The following is a 16,494-nucleotide window of genomic DNA, read 5'->3' on the forward strand; positions in this document are numbered from 1 at the left end:
CCGCTATGTCCATAAAGCTTTTAAATATAGGATTTGGTAACATTGTTTCGGCAAGCCGAATTGTATCCATAGTTAGTCCTGAGTCTGCGCCAATTAAAAGGTTAATTCAAGATGCTCGTGACCGAGGACAATTAATAGATGCTACATATGGTAGAAGAACGAGGGCTGTAATCATAACAGATAGTGATCATGTAATTTTATCTGCTGTTCAACCTGAAACGGTAGCCCATCGTTTAACTGATAAAGAAGAGATAGAAGAAGGGCAGGGTAAATAATGCACCACGAAAAAGGATTACTCATTGTACTTTCTGGTCCATCTGGAGTAGGAAAAGGTACGGTGAGAAAAGAGATTTTTTCTCAAGATGATACAAAATTTGAATACTCTATTTCAATGACAACACGTAAGCCCCGCGAAGGTGAAGTGCATGGAATGGATTATTTCTTTCATTCTCGAGAAGAATTTGAGCAGCTTATTGAAGAAGGGAAGCTTCTTGAATATGCAGAATATGTTGGGAATTATTACGGCACACCCGTTGATTATGTGAGACAAACGATGGATGAGGGGAAAGACGTTTTCTTGGAAATAGAAGTAGAGGGAGCGAGGCAGGTTCGCGAAAAATTTCCTGAGGCTCTTTTTATTTTCCTAGCTCCGCCTAGTTTGTCTGAATTAGAAAATAGAATAATTGGCAGGGGTACAGAGACAAAAGAACTTATTGAGAATCGAATGAAAGAAGCTCGTAAAGAATTAATTATGATGGACTTATATGATTATGTAGTGGAAAACGATCATGTAGAATCAGCCGTTCAAAAAATTAAATCCATCGTAGTTGCTGAACACTGTAAGCGTGAAAGAATTCAAGGTCGTTACAAAAAAATGCTGGAGGCTGAGTAAATGTTATATCCATCTATTGACGCTTTATTAAATAAAATTGATAGTAAGTACTCTTTGGTAAGTGTGGCTGCGAAAAGAGCAAGAAGTATGCAAGAAACTAATGATAAAGGAACGCTAGATCGTTTCGTATCACATAAGTACGTTGGAAAAGCGTTAGAAGAGATAAACGCTGACACCTTAACTATTGGAAACAAAGAAGATGTAGAAGAACAAAAATAACAACCTAGTCTACTAGGTTGTTATTTCTTTTTTGGTATAATTTGATGTAAGAATCAATTTATTGTGAAGAATGAACGGGGGAACGTATGATGAATAAAAATATACTTCTTTGTGTAACGGGAGGTATTGCTGTATATAAAGCCGTTAGTCTGACGAGTAAACTCACGCAAAGCGGAGCAAATGTAAAAGTGATTATGACAAAATCAGCTCAAAAGTTCGTTACACCTCTAACATTTCAAGCTATTTCTAGAAATCCAGTATATACGGATACATTTGATGAAAAAGAACCTGAAAGTATCGCTCATATTGATGTAGCAGATTGGGCGGATTTAATTATTGTGGCTCCTGCTACGGCTAATACAATAGGAAAACTTGCAAATGGCATTGCGGATGATATGATCTCCACCACTCTACTTGCAGCAACTGCTCCTGTGTGGGTTGCACCTGCCATGAATGTACATATGTATGACCATCCAGCTGTTAAGCGTAATATCCAAACATTAGCGAGCTTTAGGTATGAATTCATTGAACCGAGTGAAGGGTATTTAGCATGTGGTTATGTTGGGAAAGGAAGATTAGAAGAACCCGAAAAAATAGTGGAGCTTGTTCAACACTTTTTCTTAGAAGAAAAGCCATTAAAAGGAAAACGCATTTTGATTACAGCAGGGCCAACTAGAGAATCCGTAGATCCAGTAAGATTTTTTACGAATCGTTCAACAGGAAAAATGGGTTATAGCTTAGCGAAAGAAGCAGTGAAGCTTGGTGCAACTGTTACATTAGTATCGGGACCGGTTCATCTAGAACCGCCTACTGGTCTTACTATGATTAATGTCACAACAGCAGAAGAAATGTACGAAGTCACGCTTAATAGCTTTGAAGAACAGGATGTTGTCATTAAAACAGCCGCTGTAGCAGATTATCGACCAGTTGACATCTCAAATAATAAGATGAAAAAATCTGAAGGAGAATTAACAATTAATTTAGAGCGAACGAAAGATATTTTAGCTACCTTGGGTCATAAGAAGACCCATCAGTTTCTAGTAGGCTTTGCCGCGGAAACAGACAACGTAGAACAATATGCACGGGAAAAACTTAGACGCAAAAACGCAGACATGATTGTTGCGAATAACGTACTTGTAGAAGGGGCTGGTTTCGGTACAGATACGAATGAAGTTGTTATGTATATGAAATCAGGTGAAAGTAAGCCACTGCCACTACAATCAAAAGATTCTGTTGCTAAAAATATTCTGCTAGAAATAAGTGAGAGATTAAAGGATGGATATGATGAATGAATATGCATCGGTCATTGTTGATGTAAAAGCTCGTCAGACTGATCGACCCTTTGATTATAAAATCCCAGATCAATGGATTGGTAGTATTCAACCAGGAATGAGAGTGATTGTTCCGTTTGGCCCTAGAAATATACAAGGGTTTGTAGAGAGTGTTAAAAACTCTTCCTCTGTTGAACATCCAAAAAACATTCATACTGTATTAGATTTAACTCCTGTTTTAAATGAAGAATTATTATCCTTAGGGAGCTGGCTTACGGAAGAATCTGTTTGCTTTAAAATCCAATCTTACCAAGTGATGCTCCCTGCAGCCTTAAAAGCGTCCTACGAAAAAGAATTCGAATTGCACATAGAAGAAACCAAATTGCCTCTTCCTTTGCAAACCTTTTTCTTAGGAAGAAAAAGAGTAAAGTGGAAGGAAGCTGAAGAGGAACAGCTACTACCCTTGCTACAAAGGGAAGTAAAGTATGGGCATGTTGAGCTCCATTATATGGTTAAACAAAAAATACAAAAGAAAATGGAGAAATACATTTTATTAAATACAGATGACCCAACAGAAATAAAAGATCAGCTACCAACTAAGGCCTATAAGCAACAACAAATAGTAGATGTGTTTATTCAAGAGAATTTGAAGGAATTACCATGGAAAGAGTTAATGGAAAAAGCAAATGTAAGCTCTTCTTCCCTTAAATCTCTAATAGAAAAAGGAATCTTAAAAGAAGAAAAAAGAGAAGTGTATCGTGATCCGTTCGCCCATCGAGACTTTGTCCCCTCAAAACCTTTTCCGCTCACCAATGAGCAAGCTAAAGCGATTCATCCTATTTTACAGTCCATAAAAGACAATAGGCATGAAGCATTTTTACTTTACGGTGTCACAGGCAGTGGGAAAACAGAGGTATATCTCCAAAGTATAAGCCGAGTGCTAGAAGAAGGAAAGGAAGCGATTATGCTTGTCCCTGAAATTTCACTCACGCCACAAATGGTTACTAGGTTTAAAAGTCGTTTTGGTAATAGAGTGGCGGTCCTTCATTCAGGTTTATCCGCTGGTGAGAAGTATGATGAATGGAGAAAAATACAACGTAAAGAAGTTAGTGTCGTTGTCGGGGCTAGGTCAGCAATTTTTGCTCCATTTGAAAATTTAGGAATCATTATAATAGATGAAGAGCATGAGACAAGCTACAAGCAAGAAGAAAATCCCCGCTATCATGCTAGAGATGTTGCAATGAAAAGAGGGGACTTTCATCAGTGTCCAGTTGTTTTAGGTAGTGCAACACCTTCACTTGAAACATTTGCAAGGGCAAAAAAGAATGTATATACACTTCTCACGTTACCTTTACGTATGAACGGGGGGGCACTGCCTTCGGTTTCTATAGTTGATATGAGAGAGGAATTACGTGAAGGAAATCGTTCCATGTTCTCGGTTGAGCTTTTTGAGAAATTACAATTACGAATGGAAAAGAAAGAGCAATCGGTCCTATTCTTAAACAAACGAGGCTACTCTTCCTTTGTAATGTGTAGAGATTGTGGATTTGTACTGCAATGTCCCCACTGTGATATTAGCCTTACATACCATAGACATTCTAATTCCATGAAATGTCATTACTGCAGCTACGAGGAATCAGTACCTACTACATGTCCTGAATGTCATAACGAACACATCCGATATTTTGGGACAGGTACTCAAAAAGTAGAAGAAGAATTAATAAAGTTACTGCCTGGTGTTAAGATAATTCGAATGGACGTAGATACTACGAGTAAAAAAGGCTCACATGAACGGTTGCTAGGTCAATTTGAAAAAGGCGATGCAGATATTCTGCTTGGAACACAAATGATTGCAAAAGGATTAGATTTTCCTAATATTACATTGGTTGGAGTGTTAAGTGCAGATACAATGCTTCATCTTCCTGATTTTAGAGCTTCTGAGAAAACCTTTCAACTATTAACGCAAGTAAGTGGGAGAGCTGGTAGGCACCGGTTGCCCGGTGAAGTAGTCATTCAAACCTATACACCTGAGCATTATTCTGTCGAATTGGCAGGTGAACAGAATTATGATGATTTTTACCAAAAGGAAATGATGATCAGAAAAATGGGCGGGTACCCTCCTTTTTACTATATGGTGTTAGTAACGGTTAGTCATGAAGACTTAATGAAGTAGTTGGTGTAACGGAAAGGGTAACGAAGTTTTTATCAAGTAAGCTCACAGGAAGCAGCGTCATTTTAGGGCCAACGGCATCACCTGTACCAAGAATCAAGAATAGATATCGTTATCAATGTTTGATAAAATACAAACGGGAACCAGAGCTCGTCAATCATTTACACGCTTTATTAGAATATTATAAAGAAGAAATGAATCGAACAGGTTTAATCATATCCATTGATCGTAATCCATATATGATGATGTAATGAAAGGGGTTTGTTTATTGCCAGTATTACCAATCGTATTTCACCCAAATGAAGTATTGGAAAAAGAATGTAAACGAGTAACCATATTCGATAAGAAACTTCGAAAATTATTGGATAACATGTATGACACCATGATAGAGGCGGATGGAGTAGGGTTAGCTGCTCCTCAGATAGGTCAAGATATTTCTGTTGCTATTGTTGATATTGGCGATGATTCAGGGATCATTGAATTAGTTAACCCAGAAATTCTAGAAACTAATGGTATAGAGACAGATATTGAAGGATGTTTAAGTTTCCCAAATCTTTATGGAACCTTAACACGCCCAGCCTATGTTAAGGTTAAAGCTCAAGATAGAAAAGGGAAGGCCTATACTATCGAGGCAGAAGGATTTTTAGCGAGAGCGATTCAACATGAAATTGACCATTTGCACGGTGTGTTATTTACAAGCAAGGTTGAACGATATATAGAAGCAGAAGAGTTAGAAAGGTATGAAGTGGAATGACAAGGATTGTATTTATGGGAACACCTGATTTTTCAGTACCTGTCTTAAATACGTTAATTGAAGATGGATACAATGTAGTAGGTGTTGTAACTCAACCAGATCGGCCTGTGGGGAGAAAACGAGTGTTAACTCCTCCACCTGTTAAAGTTGAAGCGTTAAAGCACGACATCACTGTATTACAGCCTGAGAGAATACGCTTAAAAGAAGAAGTGGAAAAAGTATTGGCTTTGCAACCAGACTTAATTGTAACGGCTGCTTTTGGTCAGATTCTACCGAAAGAGTTGCTAGATGCCCCTCCATTCGGATGTATTAATGTTCATGCTTCTCTTTTACCTGAGCTACGGGGCGGTGCTCCAATACATTATAGTATCATTCAAGGGAAAGACAAAACAGGAATTACCATAATGTACATGGTCGAAGCCTTAGACGCAGGTGATATGATTAGTCAAGTAGAAGTTGTTATTGAAGAAAGAGATCACGTAGGCTCTCTACATGATAAGTTGAGCAAGGCTGGAGCTTCTTTACTTTCTGAGACGATTCCTAAATTGTTAAAGAAAGAAATTACGCCTATACCACAAAATGATGAAGACGCGACCTTCGCTAGAAATATTAAACGTGAGCAAGAAATGATTGATTGGTCAAAAACGGGTGAAGCCATCTATAACCATATACGCGGTCTACACCCTTGGCCAGTTGCGTTTACCACATTAGATGATGCTGCGATCAAAGTATGGTGGGGTGAGAAGGTCCACGGGAAGTCTGGCTCAGTTGGAGAAATTATCTCGATAGACTCAGATGGAATTATCGTAGCAACTGGGGATGATACAGCCATCAAATTAACAGAAATACAACCGGCTGGGAAAAATCGTATGACCGCTGAGGATTTATTAAGAGGGTCAAATCACGGATTCAAAGTTGGGCTAAGATTAGGTGGACAGCATGAGTAAAAATGTACGTGAGGCTGCGCTTGAAGTACTAGAACAAGTAGAAAAAAATCAATCGTACAGTAATTTATTATTAAATCATACGATCGAGAAGTACGAAATAAAGGGTCCAGATGTTGGATTGTTAACTGAACTCACGTATGGATCCATCCAACGTAAAATGACATTGGACTATTATTTAAAGCCTTTTATAAGAAAAAAGGTGGAAAACTGGGTTCGATTACTTCTTCATCTTTCCTTATATCAAATGCTTTATTTAGATCGTGTTCCTGAAAGAGCAGCCATTCATGAAGCGGTTGAAATCGCTAAAAAAAGAGGACACAAAGGGATTGCAGGACTGGTAAATGGAATATTACGTTCCATACAACGAGAAGGAGTGCCTTCTTTAGATGAAATTTCTAATGAAGAAGAGCGAATTTCAATTGAAACAAGTCACCCCCTGTGGTTAGTAAATAGATGGAGTAAACAATTTGGTAGGGAAAAAACCCGTAGCATGTGTGAAACCAATGTACAAGCTCCACTTCAATCAGCGAGAACAAATCTAACAAAAGCAACTCGAGATGAAGTACTAAATATGCTTCAAGACGAGGGATTAGATGTAAGAGCTAGTGAGATGATTCCAGAAGGAATTGTTTCGTTAAAAGGAAACCTAGCCAAATCAAAAGCATACAAAGAAGGCTATATTACCGTACAAGACGAAAGCTCTATGGCAGTAGCGTATGCCATAGACCTTCAAAAAGAAACAAATGATACTCGATGCATGTGCTGCCCCCGGGGGGAAAACAACACATATTGCTGAAAGGTTAAATAATACCGGAGTTGTAGAAGCGCTCGACCTGCATAAGCATAAAGTAGCATTAATTAAGCAAAATGCAGATCGATTACAGTTGACAAACGTAACTACTCATACTTTGGATTCTAGAAAAGCAAATGAGCTATTTAAGGAAGAGTGCTTTGACCGAATTTTAGTAGATGCACCTTGTTCAGGATTAGGCGTTGTAAGAAGGAAGCCAGATATTAAATATGCTAAAAATGAAAAGGATTTAAATTCACTGCAACGTATCCAATTAGAAATATTGAATCGTGTTGCTCCTTTACTTAAAAAAGGCGGAATTTTAGTATATAGTACGTGTACAGTTGACCAAATTGAAAATGACGGAACTGTCCAGCAATTTTTAAAGGAACATCATGATTTTGAACCTGCTCATTTGAACACGCCAGAGGCATTACAAGCATTTAAACAAGAAGATTATAAGCTTCAAATTTTCCCGCAAGATTTTGGTGGAGATGGATTCTTTATTTCTTCTTTTAGAAAGAAGGGTTAACAATGGAAAAAACAGCAAGAAAAAAGTCAGAGGAACAACTAAACAAAAAACCATCCATCTTCTCTTTAGAGCTAGATGAAATCAAAAATTGGATGAGTGAAAATGGAGAAAAACCATTTAGAGCTGCACAAGTTTTTGAATGGTTGTATATAAAAAGAGTTACTTCATTTGAAGATATGACAAACCTTTCAAAGCCTTTAAGAGATAAATTAACGGAATCATTTGAAATGACTACGTTAAAAACCTTAATTCAGCAACAATCATCAGATGGTACAATTAAGTTTTTATTTGAACTTCATGATGGGTACAGTATTGAAACCGTGCTAATGCGTCATGAGTATGGGAATTCAGTTTGCGTAACCACTCAAGTAGGATGTCGAATTGGATGTACGTTCTGTGCATCCACGCTAGGTGGTTTAAAAAGAAATTTAGAAGCAGGAGAAATAGTTGCTCAGGTATTAAAGGTTCAGCAAGCGCTAGATGAAACAGAAGAACGTGTAAGTTCTGTTGTTATTATGGGAATCGGCGAGCCTTTTGATAACTACGAAAGTATGATGAGCTTTTTGCGTACAATTAATAACGAAAAAGGCTTGAATATTGGAGCGAGACATATTACAGTTTCTACAAGTGGGATTATTCCGAAAATTTATAAGTTTGCTGATGAAAAAACGCAAATTAATTTTGCCATTTCACTTCATGCTGCAAATACTGAATTAAGAAGCCGATTAATGCCTATTAACAGAGCGTATAAACTACCGGACTTAATGGATGCTGTAAAATATTATATTGATAAAACAGGCCGAAGAGTAAGCTTTGAATATGGTTTATTTGGGGGAGTAAATGATTCAGTAGAACATGCTGAAGAATTAGCAGATCTCGTAAAAGACGTTAAATGTCACATCAATTTAATTCCAGTTAACTATGTACCAGAACGCGACTATGTTAGAACACCAAAAGAAAAAATCTTTGAATTTGAAAAAGCATTAAAGAAACGTGGAGTAAATGTTACGATTCGTCGCGAACAAGGTCATGATATTGATGCTGCATGTGGTCAACTTCGTGCGAAGGAGAGAAAAGAAGAGACGAGGTGATGGTTTATGAGAACGGTCTACCAAACACATGTAGGACAGGTGCGTTCCCATAATGAAGATCACGTAGGAGTATTCCAAAACCAGAAAGGTGTCCACCTTGCCATCGTTGCCGATGGTATGGGGGGACATCGCGCTGGTGATGTTGCCAGTGAAATGACCGTGGAATTTTTAGCCAAGGAGTGGCAGGAAACGATTCATTTTGAAACCCCTACGGATGCTGAAAAATTGGCTGCTAGAAACAATTAAAGGTGCAAATCACAGAGTATATGAGCATTCTTTACAAAATAGCGAATGCGAAGGTATGGGTACAACCATTGTGGCTGCAATCTGTACAGAACAATTTATTAGCCTTGCTCATGTTGGTGACAGTAGAGCATATTTGCAAAATGATATGGGTTTGAATCAATTAACAAATGATCACTCACTTGTGTCAGAGCTTGTTCGTTCTGGAGAGATCTCAGAAGAAGAAGCGGAACATCACCCACGTAAAAATGTACTTTTACGTGCACTTGGAACAGATGTGTCGGTTGAGATTGACTGTAGAACCATAGTAGTAGAAGAATACGATATTTTATTACTCTGTTCAGATGGATTAAGCAATAAGCTATCCAATGATGATATGAGTGCTATATTAAACAGTGAAGAGTCATTAGAGTCAAAAAGTGAACAATTTATTAGACTTGCTAATGCGGCAGGAGGAGAGGACAATATTTCAGTTGTCTTAGTGAACTATTAAGTTGAAAGAAAGGTAGGTGAAAGGATGTTAATCGGAAAAGAATCAGTGGTCGATATAAGATAATTAGAAATATTGGCGGGGGCGGCATGGCAAATGTATATTTAGCACAGGATATGATCCTTGACCGTGAAGTAGCCGTTAAGATATTACGACTAGATTTCTCTCATGAAGAAGAGTTTATTAAACGATTTCAAAGAGAAGCACAGTCTGCCACTAGCTTAGTTCATCCTAACATTGTGAATATATTTGATGTTGGTGAAGAAGATGGCATTTATTATATCGTCATGGAATATGTAGATGGAATGACGTTAAAGCAATACATACATAATTATTATCCAGTTTCTATTGAAAAATCGATGGACATAATGAATCAATTAACTTCAGCTATTAGTCATGCCCATCATCATCAAATCATACACCGAGATATTAAACCGCATAATATATTAATTGATCAAAATGGCACGGTGAAAATTACTGATTTTGGGATTGCGATGGCTTTATCAAGTACGAGCATAACTCAAACAAATTCTGTCCTGGGTTCCGTACACTATTTATCACCAGAACAAGCTAGAGGTGGAATGGCCACGAATAAATCAGACATATATTCACTCGGTATTGTGATGTTTGAATTATTAGCAGGCAGGCTTCCGTTTTCAGGTGAATCAGCGGTCTCAATCGCACTTAAGCACTTGCAGAGTGAAACTCCGTCCGTTAGAAGATGGAACTCATCTGTCCCGCAAAGTGTAGAAAATATCATCATTAAATCTACTGCAAAAGATCCCTTCCATCGTTACGAAGATGTAGAAGAGATGTCTCTAGATATTCGAACAGCTTTAAGTGATGGAAGGATACATGAAGAAAAATATGTGCTCCCAATTGACCATGATGCAACAAAAGCCATCCCTGTTCTAAAGGATCGTTATCCTTTAGAAAATGTAGATCATACCATTGTTAAAGAGCCAGTACAACCTGCTCAGCAAGGAAAGAAAAAGACGAAAAAAATGGCCATGGATTCTTTTCTCCATTTTTATTTTATTTGGAATTGCTTCTGTTTTAGCTGTCACAGTATTGCCTGATTTATTAGGACCTAAAGAAGTAACTGTCCCTGATTTAGAAGGAGAAAGCTTAAATGAAGCATATCAAAAGTTAGTTGCCTTAAATTTCGAAGTAGGTGAAGAAATTGAGGTTACTGATGAGGAAATTGAAGAGGGCTCCATTGTACGAACCAATCCAAAAAGCGGATCGGTCGTTAAAGAGGGGGAAATCATTGACCTTTATATTAGTTCAGGTAAAGAAAAATATACAATGACAGAACTAATTGGATTAAGTGAACAAAATGCTAAAAGACTATTACTAAATGCAGGTTTCTTGGATGAAAATATAGTCATTGAGTCAGAATATAGTGATGAAATTCCAGGAACTGTATTAAGTCAAAGTATAGAGAGTGATCAAGAAGTGGTGGCAAGCGACGAGACCATTACGCTTGTTGTAAGTAAGGGAGTACAAGAGTATACCCTTCCGGACTTTACTGGAATGAATTTAAATGAATATACTCAAGAAGCACAAACGTTAAATTTGATGATTGAAACAAAAACGGAAAATAGTCCTGATATAGAAAAGGGGCGAGTCATTAGACAGTCACCTGAAGTAGGAAGCACTGTTCAAAAAGGTGACAAAATTACCCTTGTGATATCTGAAGGTCCAGTAATCCTTCAAAACAAAACGTATACAGAGGAAATTGTTATCCCTTACGAATCGGTTGAGCCAGGAATCCCTCAATCAGTAGAAGTAAGACTGGATGATTATTACAATGATTTACAAACAACGGCTAATCAATTTACGATTACACAAGATAAACCTTTTAGTATCAAACTTGTCATAGAGCCAGGTGGTACCGGGGTATACGAAGTGTACATTGACGGTGAAAAAATGGACTCTCTTTCAAAGACAATTCAATATAGTGAGGTAGAATAGGAGGAATGGAATGGCAACAGGAAGGATTATTAAGGCGTTAAGTGGGTTCTATTATGTACAAGATGGAGACAGAGTAATTGAATGCCGGGGGCGTGGGGTATTTCGGAAAAAGAAAATTACTCCTTTAGTAGGCGATTATGTTACGTATGAAAGCGATTTTGAACGAGAAGGAACGGTTGTAGAGATTGAAGAGCGAAAAAATGAACTCATTCGTCCTCCGATCGCCAATGTAGACCAAGCTATTCTTGTATTTTCCAGCATAGAACCTGAATTTAGTCCAAGTCTTTTAAATCGCTTTCTAGTTCTTGTTGAATCAAAGGGAATCCAGCCTCTTATATGTATTACCAAAATGGATTTATTAACCCCTAATGGAGCAGAAAAAATCCATCAATTTAGTGAAGATTATCGATCAGTTGGATATACAGTGGTCTGTACATCTTCTAAGACAAAAGAAGGCGTTGAACAAATACTTCCGTATCTGGATAACAAAGTGTCTGTATTTGCAGGACAATCAGGAGTAGGGAAGTCGTCTTTGTTAAATGCCATTCGCCCAGAATTAGAATTAAAGACAAGTACAATCTCTGCTTCGTTAGGTAGGGGGAAACATACAACAAGACATGTTGAATTAATTCCTGTATCAGTTCATGGACATGTAGCTGATACACCAGGCTTTAGTTCACTCGAGTTCACAGAAATCGAATTAGAAGATTTACCGTTTTGCTTTCCAGAAATGGTCAAGCTTTCTCATAACTGTAAATTTAGAGGCTGTCTGCACATTAATGAACCAAAATGTGCAGTAAAGCATGCGGTCGAACATGCTGAAATCCCAAAATACCGTTATGAAGATTATCTTCAATTTGCAGACGAAATTAAAGATAGAAAGCCGAGGTATTCATAATGAAAATTGCACCATCGATTCTTTCAGCAGATTTTAGTCAGTTAAAAAAAGAAATTCAAGAAGTTGAAAATGGTGGAGCTGATTACATCCATATAGATGTTATGGATGGTCACTTTGTTCCGAATATAACAATCGGTCCTCTTATTGTAAAAGCAGTTCGACCTCACACATCGCTACCTTTGGATGTTCATTTAATGATTGAAAAACCTGAGCTATATATTGATGAATTTGTTTCAGCAGGTGCAGATATCATTACGGTTCATATCGAAGCATGTCCGCATATCCATAGGACAATTCAACAAATTAAAGGTCATGGTATTAAGGCAGGGGTCGTTCTGAATCCCGGCACACCTCTAAGTAGTATTCAACATATTTTAGAGGACATCGATATGGTTCTTATCATGACCGTTAACCCTGGCTTTGGGGGTCAACAGTTTATTGAGGGCATGATTGAAAAGATTAGAGAGTTACGAAACACCATTAACGCAAGAGGATTAGATATAGAGATTGAGGTAGATGGCGGTATTAACGAAGATACCATTCAATCTTGCTTACATGCCGGAGCAGACGTCTTTGTGGCGGGATCTGCAGTCTATAATCATCAAGATAGAAAAGCTGCTATTACACGACTTAAACAAGCAGTAAAATAAGTTGATCGGTCAGGTTCTATTGTATAGAGTTCTGGCCTTTGTTGTAAGTAAGAGGAGGGTAAAATGAATATACATATAGTAGGGGGAGGACCCGAGAGTAGTCACCCGGAGGAAATGTACTTCAATGATTCAGAACGTATATGGGTCGGTGTAGACAGAGGCGTACACTATTTGTTAGATCATAATATTGTTCCCCATTGTGCGTTCGGTGACTTTGATTCTGTGTCTCATAAGGAGTTATCTAGGATTAAATCATTAGTGGAACAAATGCATGTCTTTCCTCCAGAAAAAGATGAAACTGACATGGGAATGGCCTTAAACTGGGCTATCGAACAGAAACCAACCAGCATTTCGATATACGGGGGAACAGGAGGGCGGTTGGATCATTATTTAGCCAATATCCAGCTGTTGATACGAACAGTAGAGACTACGATCCCAGTGTTCTTAATTGATCATAGGAATATTCATCAATGTGTAAAGGCTGGCACACATCAAGTTTCGATGTTGGAGAACAAACCGTATATTTCTTTTTTTTCTTATGACAGAATCGGTAAAAGATTTAACACTTCAAGGGTTTAAGTATCCGTTAGAGAATCATTTTCTTCGGCTTGGATCCTCACTTTGTATCAGTAATGAACTAATCGAAAGTCATGGGTCTTTTTCATTCACTGAAGGCATATTAATGATGATAAGAAGTGCTGATTGATTCAACATGACGAATAGTATCCGATTTCTTAGCGGTGAATAGGATAAACAGGGGGAGCTTCGAATCTTCTTTCAAGACAATGGGGAGGGAATTTGAATGAGGTTTTATACAATTAAATTACCTAAATTTCTTGGTGGACTAGTGAGAGCAATGTTAACTACGTTTAAGAAAGAGTAACAAAGAGGCACCCGTAGCGGGTGTTTTTTTGTGAATTTTAGATTCTGGCAATACTCTGTTCGGCTAAAATAAAAAAGGACGCCACAGGGGCATCCTTTTTTTCATTCATTATACGCGTTCTACTTTACCGGATTTTAAAGCTCTAGCAGAAACCCAAACTTTTTTAGGCTTCCCGTCCACTAGAATACGAACTTTTTGAAGGTTTGCACCCCAAGTACGTTTCGTAGCATTCATCGCGTGGGAGCGAGCGTTACCAGTACGAGCTTTACGACCAGTTACAACACATTGCTTTGGCATTTATTTCCCCTCCTCACCGTGTAGCTGAAGGTTATTTCAATTTGAATAACTTTCTTATCTTAAAAGATACTTTAATAATTTATCATATAGGAAGAAGTTATGCAATAGTTTTCAAGTAATTTTACTTGAAAGGCAGGAACGTTACAGGAAATTTGGAAAATTATTCGATACATTTTTAGTTTGACTTTTAAAAAAACTATACTTATAGTAAAATGACTTTAGCCAAGCATGAATTTTTGTCTAGTATTATCTTCTGGTAGTATAAATAAGGAGATTCAAACTACACTTAAGGGGGAAGAACCATGTCCATAGAATTAACGAATAAGTTAGGACATATCGATATATCTACAGATGTCATCGCGATGGTTGCTGGTGGAGCTGCAGTAGATTGTTACGGCATTGTGGGGATGGCTTCAAAAAATCAAATGAAGGATGGCTTGACGGATATCCTAAGAAAAGAAAATTTCACACGCGGAGTAATTGTTCGCCAAGAACAAGACGAAGTACATATTGATATGTATATTATTGTAAGCTATGGAACTAAAATTTCAGAAGTAGCTCATAATGTACAATCAAAGGTCAAATATACTCTGGATAAAACCGTAGGCTTGGCGGTTGATTCCGTTAATATTTTTGTTCAAGGAGTTCGAGTTACGAACCCGTAGTGAGGAGGAAGATTTGTGTCGATTACTGCATTAGATGGAAAACGTTTCGCAGAAATGGTCATTCAAGGAGCGGGACATCTTTCAGCGAATGCTGATTATGTTGATGCGTTAAACGTATTTCCTGTTCCTGATGGTGATACAGGAACAAACATGAACTTGTCCATGACTTCTGGAGCGAAAGAAGTAAAACAAAATGTACATGAACAAGTAGGTAAAGTAGCTGCATCATTAGCAAGAGGTCTTTTAATGGGGGCTAGAGGGAACTCTGGTGTTATTCTTTCTCAATTATTTAGAGGATTCTCTAAATCAGTAGAGGGGAAATCTACATTAACTAGTGTTGATTTCGCGGAAGCTTTAGAATTGGGCGTTCAGACAGCTTATAAAGCGGTTATGAAGCCAGTTGAAGGTACAATCTTAACCGTTGCTAAGGATGCAGCTAAAAAGGCTGTAGAGGTAGCACCGAACGAAACAGATATTATCCGATTAATGGAGGCTGTTGTAGAAGAAGGGCAGGCTTCATTAAATCGAACGCCAGATTTACTTCCGGTTCTTAAGGAAGTAGGAGTGGTTGATAGCGGTGGACAAGGTTTATTGTTTGTCTACAAAGGTTTTCTTGCTGAATTAAAAGGTGAGAAATTAGAGGCTCAACCTGAAAGACCAAAAATGGGTGACTTAGTTAGTGCGGAGCATCATAAAGTTCAAGGGTTTATGAACACTGCGGATATTGAATTTGGATATTGTACTGAATTTATGGTGCGATTTGAAGATGAAAAATTGGCAAGTAGCCCTTTTACAGAAGCTGAATTCAGAAAAGACTTAAGCCAATATGGGGATTCTTTATTAGTGATTTCTGACGATGATATTGTGAAAGTTCATATTCATTCCGAGCAACCTGGGGACGTATTAACCTACGGACAAAAATATGGAAGCTTAATTAATATGAAAATCGAAAATATGCGTCAGCAGCACTCTAGTCTTTTATTAGATTCAACGGAAAGTCCAACACCTGTTGAAACTAAGCCAAAGGAAAAGCGCGAATTTGGAATCGTTACAGTATCTATGGGCGAGGGAATTGCTGACTTGTTTAGAAGTATCGGCGCTAGCTATGTAATTGAAGGCGGCCAAACGATGAACCCTAGCACAGAAGATATTGTAAAAGCAATTGAAGAAGTACATGCGAATAAAGTTATCTTACTTCCTAACAACAAGAATATTATTATGGCCGCTGAGCAAGCAGCTGAAGTGTCAGAAGCTGACGTAGTAGTTGTTCCTTCAAAGACTGTTCCTCAAGGGATGGCAGCGCTATTAAGCTTTAATCCTTCAGCTACATTGGACCAAAACAAAGATGGAATGACCACAGCTCTTTCTTTCGTGAAAACTGGTCAAATTACGTTTGCGGTGCGCGATACGAATATTGACGGAGTTGAAATTGCTAAAGACGATTTTATGGGAATTGAAGACGGTAAGATCGTTCTAACAGACAAGGACAAATTCGATGCTGCGAAACGATTACTTGAAACTATGTTAGATGAAGATGCTGAGATCTTAACCATTTTGTTTGGTGAAGATGTTCTGGAATCTGAAGTAGAAGCCATTGTAGAATTTGTTGAATCTACTTATGAAGATGTGGAAGTAGAAGTGCATAATGGTAAACAGCCGCTATATTCCTATATCTTCTCAGTTGAATAATTTTTATAAAATAGAAGGGATTTCCCTTCTATTTTT

Annotated in this window: 17 protein-coding genes and 3 pseudogenes; 19 read left to right on the top strand and 1 reads right to left on the bottom strand. The window is 37.9% G+C overall.

All coding sequences use genetic code 11. The features are described 5' to 3' along the window. Nucleotides 1–5 precede the first annotated feature (5 nt). The 17 genes and pseudogenes from remA to spoVM all read left to right on the top strand — a co-directional run bounded on the left by remA (nt 6) and on the right by spoVM (nt 13,807). On the top strand, nt 6–275 hold the full coding sequence (remA, locus tag M44_RS07165) for an extracellular matrix/biofilm regulator RemA (RefSeq protein ID WP_010172352.1): 270 nt from the start codon (nt 6–8) through the stop codon (nt 273–275). Further along, nucleotides 275–892 (top strand): guanylate kinase, encoded by a 618-nt coding sequence (gene gmk, locus M44_RS07170; protein WP_010172355.1) that lies wholly within the window; start codon nt 275–277, stop codon nt 890–892. Before remA ends, gmk begins: the two co-directional genes overlap by 1 nt. Further along, the gene (gene rpoZ, locus M44_RS07175; RefSeq protein WP_010172357.1) at nt 893–1,111 is read left to right on the top strand and encodes a DNA-directed RNA polymerase subunit omega; all 219 of its coding nucleotides are present in this window, start codon (nt 893–895) and stop codon (nt 1,109–1,111) included. An 86-nt stretch (nt 1,112–1,197) separates the two neighbouring features. Continuing rightward, nucleotides 1,198–2,403 carry a bifunctional phosphopantothenoylcysteine decarboxylase/phosphopantothenate--cysteine ligase CoaBC gene (coaBC, locus tag M44_RS07180; RefSeq protein WP_029326775.1) on the top strand — a complete coding sequence of 402 codons (1,206 nt, stop codon included), beginning with the start codon at nt 1,198–1,200 and terminating at the stop codon, nt 2,401–2,403. After that, nucleotides 2,396–4,803 (top strand): annotated as a pseudogene (gene priA, locus M44_RS21205) (primosomal protein N'). The gene coaBC and the pseudogene priA overlap by 8 nt, the downstream one beginning before the upstream one ends. 17 nt (nt 4,804–4,820) lie before the next feature. Continuing rightward, nucleotides 4,821–5,306 carry a peptide deformylase gene (gene def / locus M44_RS07190; protein WP_010172361.1) on the top strand — a complete coding sequence of 162 codons (486 nt, stop codon included), beginning with the start codon at nt 4,821–4,823 and terminating at the stop codon, nt 5,304–5,306. After that, on the top strand, nt 5,303–6,253 hold the full coding sequence (gene fmt / locus M44_RS07195) for a methionyl-tRNA formyltransferase (RefSeq protein ID WP_010172363.1): 951 nt from the start codon (nt 5,303–5,305) through the stop codon (nt 6,251–6,253). Before def ends, fmt begins: the two co-directional genes overlap by 4 nt. Continuing rightward, nucleotides 6,246–7,575, top strand: a pseudogene (gene rsmB, locus M44_RS21210) (16S rRNA (cytosine(967)-C(5))-methyltransferase RsmB). Before fmt ends, rsmB begins: the two are co-directional and overlap by 8 nt. Before the next feature lie 2 nt (nt 7,576–7,577). Further along, a complete protein-coding gene (rlmN, locus tag M44_RS07205) occupies nt 7,578–8,666 on the top strand; it encodes a dual-specificity RNA methyltransferase RlmN (protein WP_010172368.1) in 1,089 nt (362 codons plus the stop codon). Between the two features lie 6 nt (nt 8,667–8,672). Beyond that, nucleotides 8,673–9,402 (top strand): annotated as a pseudogene (locus M44_RS21215) (Stp1/IreP family PP2C-type Ser/Thr phosphatase). 86 nt (nt 9,403–9,488) lie between these two features. Continuing rightward, entirely contained in the window at nt 9,489–10,478 is a 990-nt protein-coding gene (gene pknB / locus M44_RS30200) for a Stk1 family PASTA domain-containing Ser/Thr kinase (RefSeq protein ID WP_237705222.1), read from the top strand. After that, nucleotides 10,471–11,376: a PASTA domain-containing protein gene (locus tag M44_RS30205; RefSeq protein ID WP_237705223.1), complete on the top strand. Its 906-nt coding sequence runs from the start codon at nt 10,471–10,473 to the stop codon at nt 11,374–11,376. The genes pknB and M44_RS30205 overlap by 8 nt, the downstream gene beginning before the upstream one ends. Before the next feature lie 10 nt (nt 11,377–11,386). Beyond that, entirely contained in the window at nt 11,387–12,274 is an 888-nt protein-coding gene (gene rsgA, locus M44_RS07220; protein ID WP_010172370.1) for a ribosome small subunit-dependent GTPase A, read from the top strand. After that, nucleotides 12,271–12,924, top strand: coding sequence for a ribulose-phosphate 3-epimerase (gene rpe / locus M44_RS07225; RefSeq protein WP_029326776.1), 654 nt, complete (start codon nt 12,271–12,273; stop codon nt 12,922–12,924). The genes rsgA and rpe overlap by 4 nt, the downstream gene beginning before the upstream one ends. Before the next feature lie 63 nt (nt 12,925–12,987). Next, complete coding sequence (locus tag M44_RS21225) at nt 12,988–13,503, top strand: thiamine diphosphokinase (RefSeq protein WP_010172374.1); 516 nt, start codon at nt 12,988–12,990, stop codon at nt 13,501–13,503. Continuing rightward, nucleotides 13,463–13,630 carry a hypothetical protein gene (locus M44_RS29360; protein ID WP_337444049.1) on the top strand — a complete coding sequence of 56 codons (168 nt, stop codon included), beginning with the start codon at nt 13,463–13,465 and terminating at the stop codon, nt 13,628–13,630. The genes M44_RS21225 and M44_RS29360 overlap by 41 nt, the downstream gene beginning before the upstream one ends. A 96-nt stretch (nt 13,631–13,726) precedes the next feature. Then, entirely contained in the window at nt 13,727–13,807 is an 81-nt protein-coding gene (spoVM, locus tag M44_RS21230; protein ID WP_010172376.1) for a stage V sporulation protein SpoVM, read from the top strand. A 108-nt stretch (nt 13,808–13,915) separates the two neighbouring features. Here spoVM and rpmB read toward each other — a convergent pair whose 3' ends face one another. Continuing rightward, nucleotides 13,916–14,104 carry a 50S ribosomal protein L28 gene (rpmB, locus tag M44_RS07240; protein WP_010172378.1) on the bottom strand — a complete coding sequence of 63 codons (189 nt, stop codon included), beginning with the start codon at nt 14,102–14,104 and terminating at the stop codon, nt 13,916–13,918. Between the two features lie 302 nt (nt 14,105–14,406). On the opposite strand from rpmB, the gene M44_RS07245 reads away from it, so the two are divergent. Beyond that, entirely contained in the window at nt 14,407–14,769 is a 363-nt protein-coding gene (locus tag M44_RS07245; protein ID WP_010172380.1) for an Asp23/Gls24 family envelope stress response protein, read from the top strand. 15 nt (nt 14,770–14,784) lie between these two features. Continuing rightward, a complete protein-coding gene (locus M44_RS07250; protein ID WP_010172382.1) occupies nt 14,785–16,458 on the top strand; it encodes a DAK2 domain-containing protein in 1,674 nt (557 codons plus the stop codon). Nucleotides 16,459–16,494 lie beyond the last annotated feature (36 nt).

Source organism: Bacillus coahuilensis m4-4, from assembly GCF_000171615.1.
Classification (GTDB): Bacteria; Bacillota; Bacilli; order Bacillales; family Bacillaceae_K; genus Bacillus_T; species Bacillus_T coahuilensis.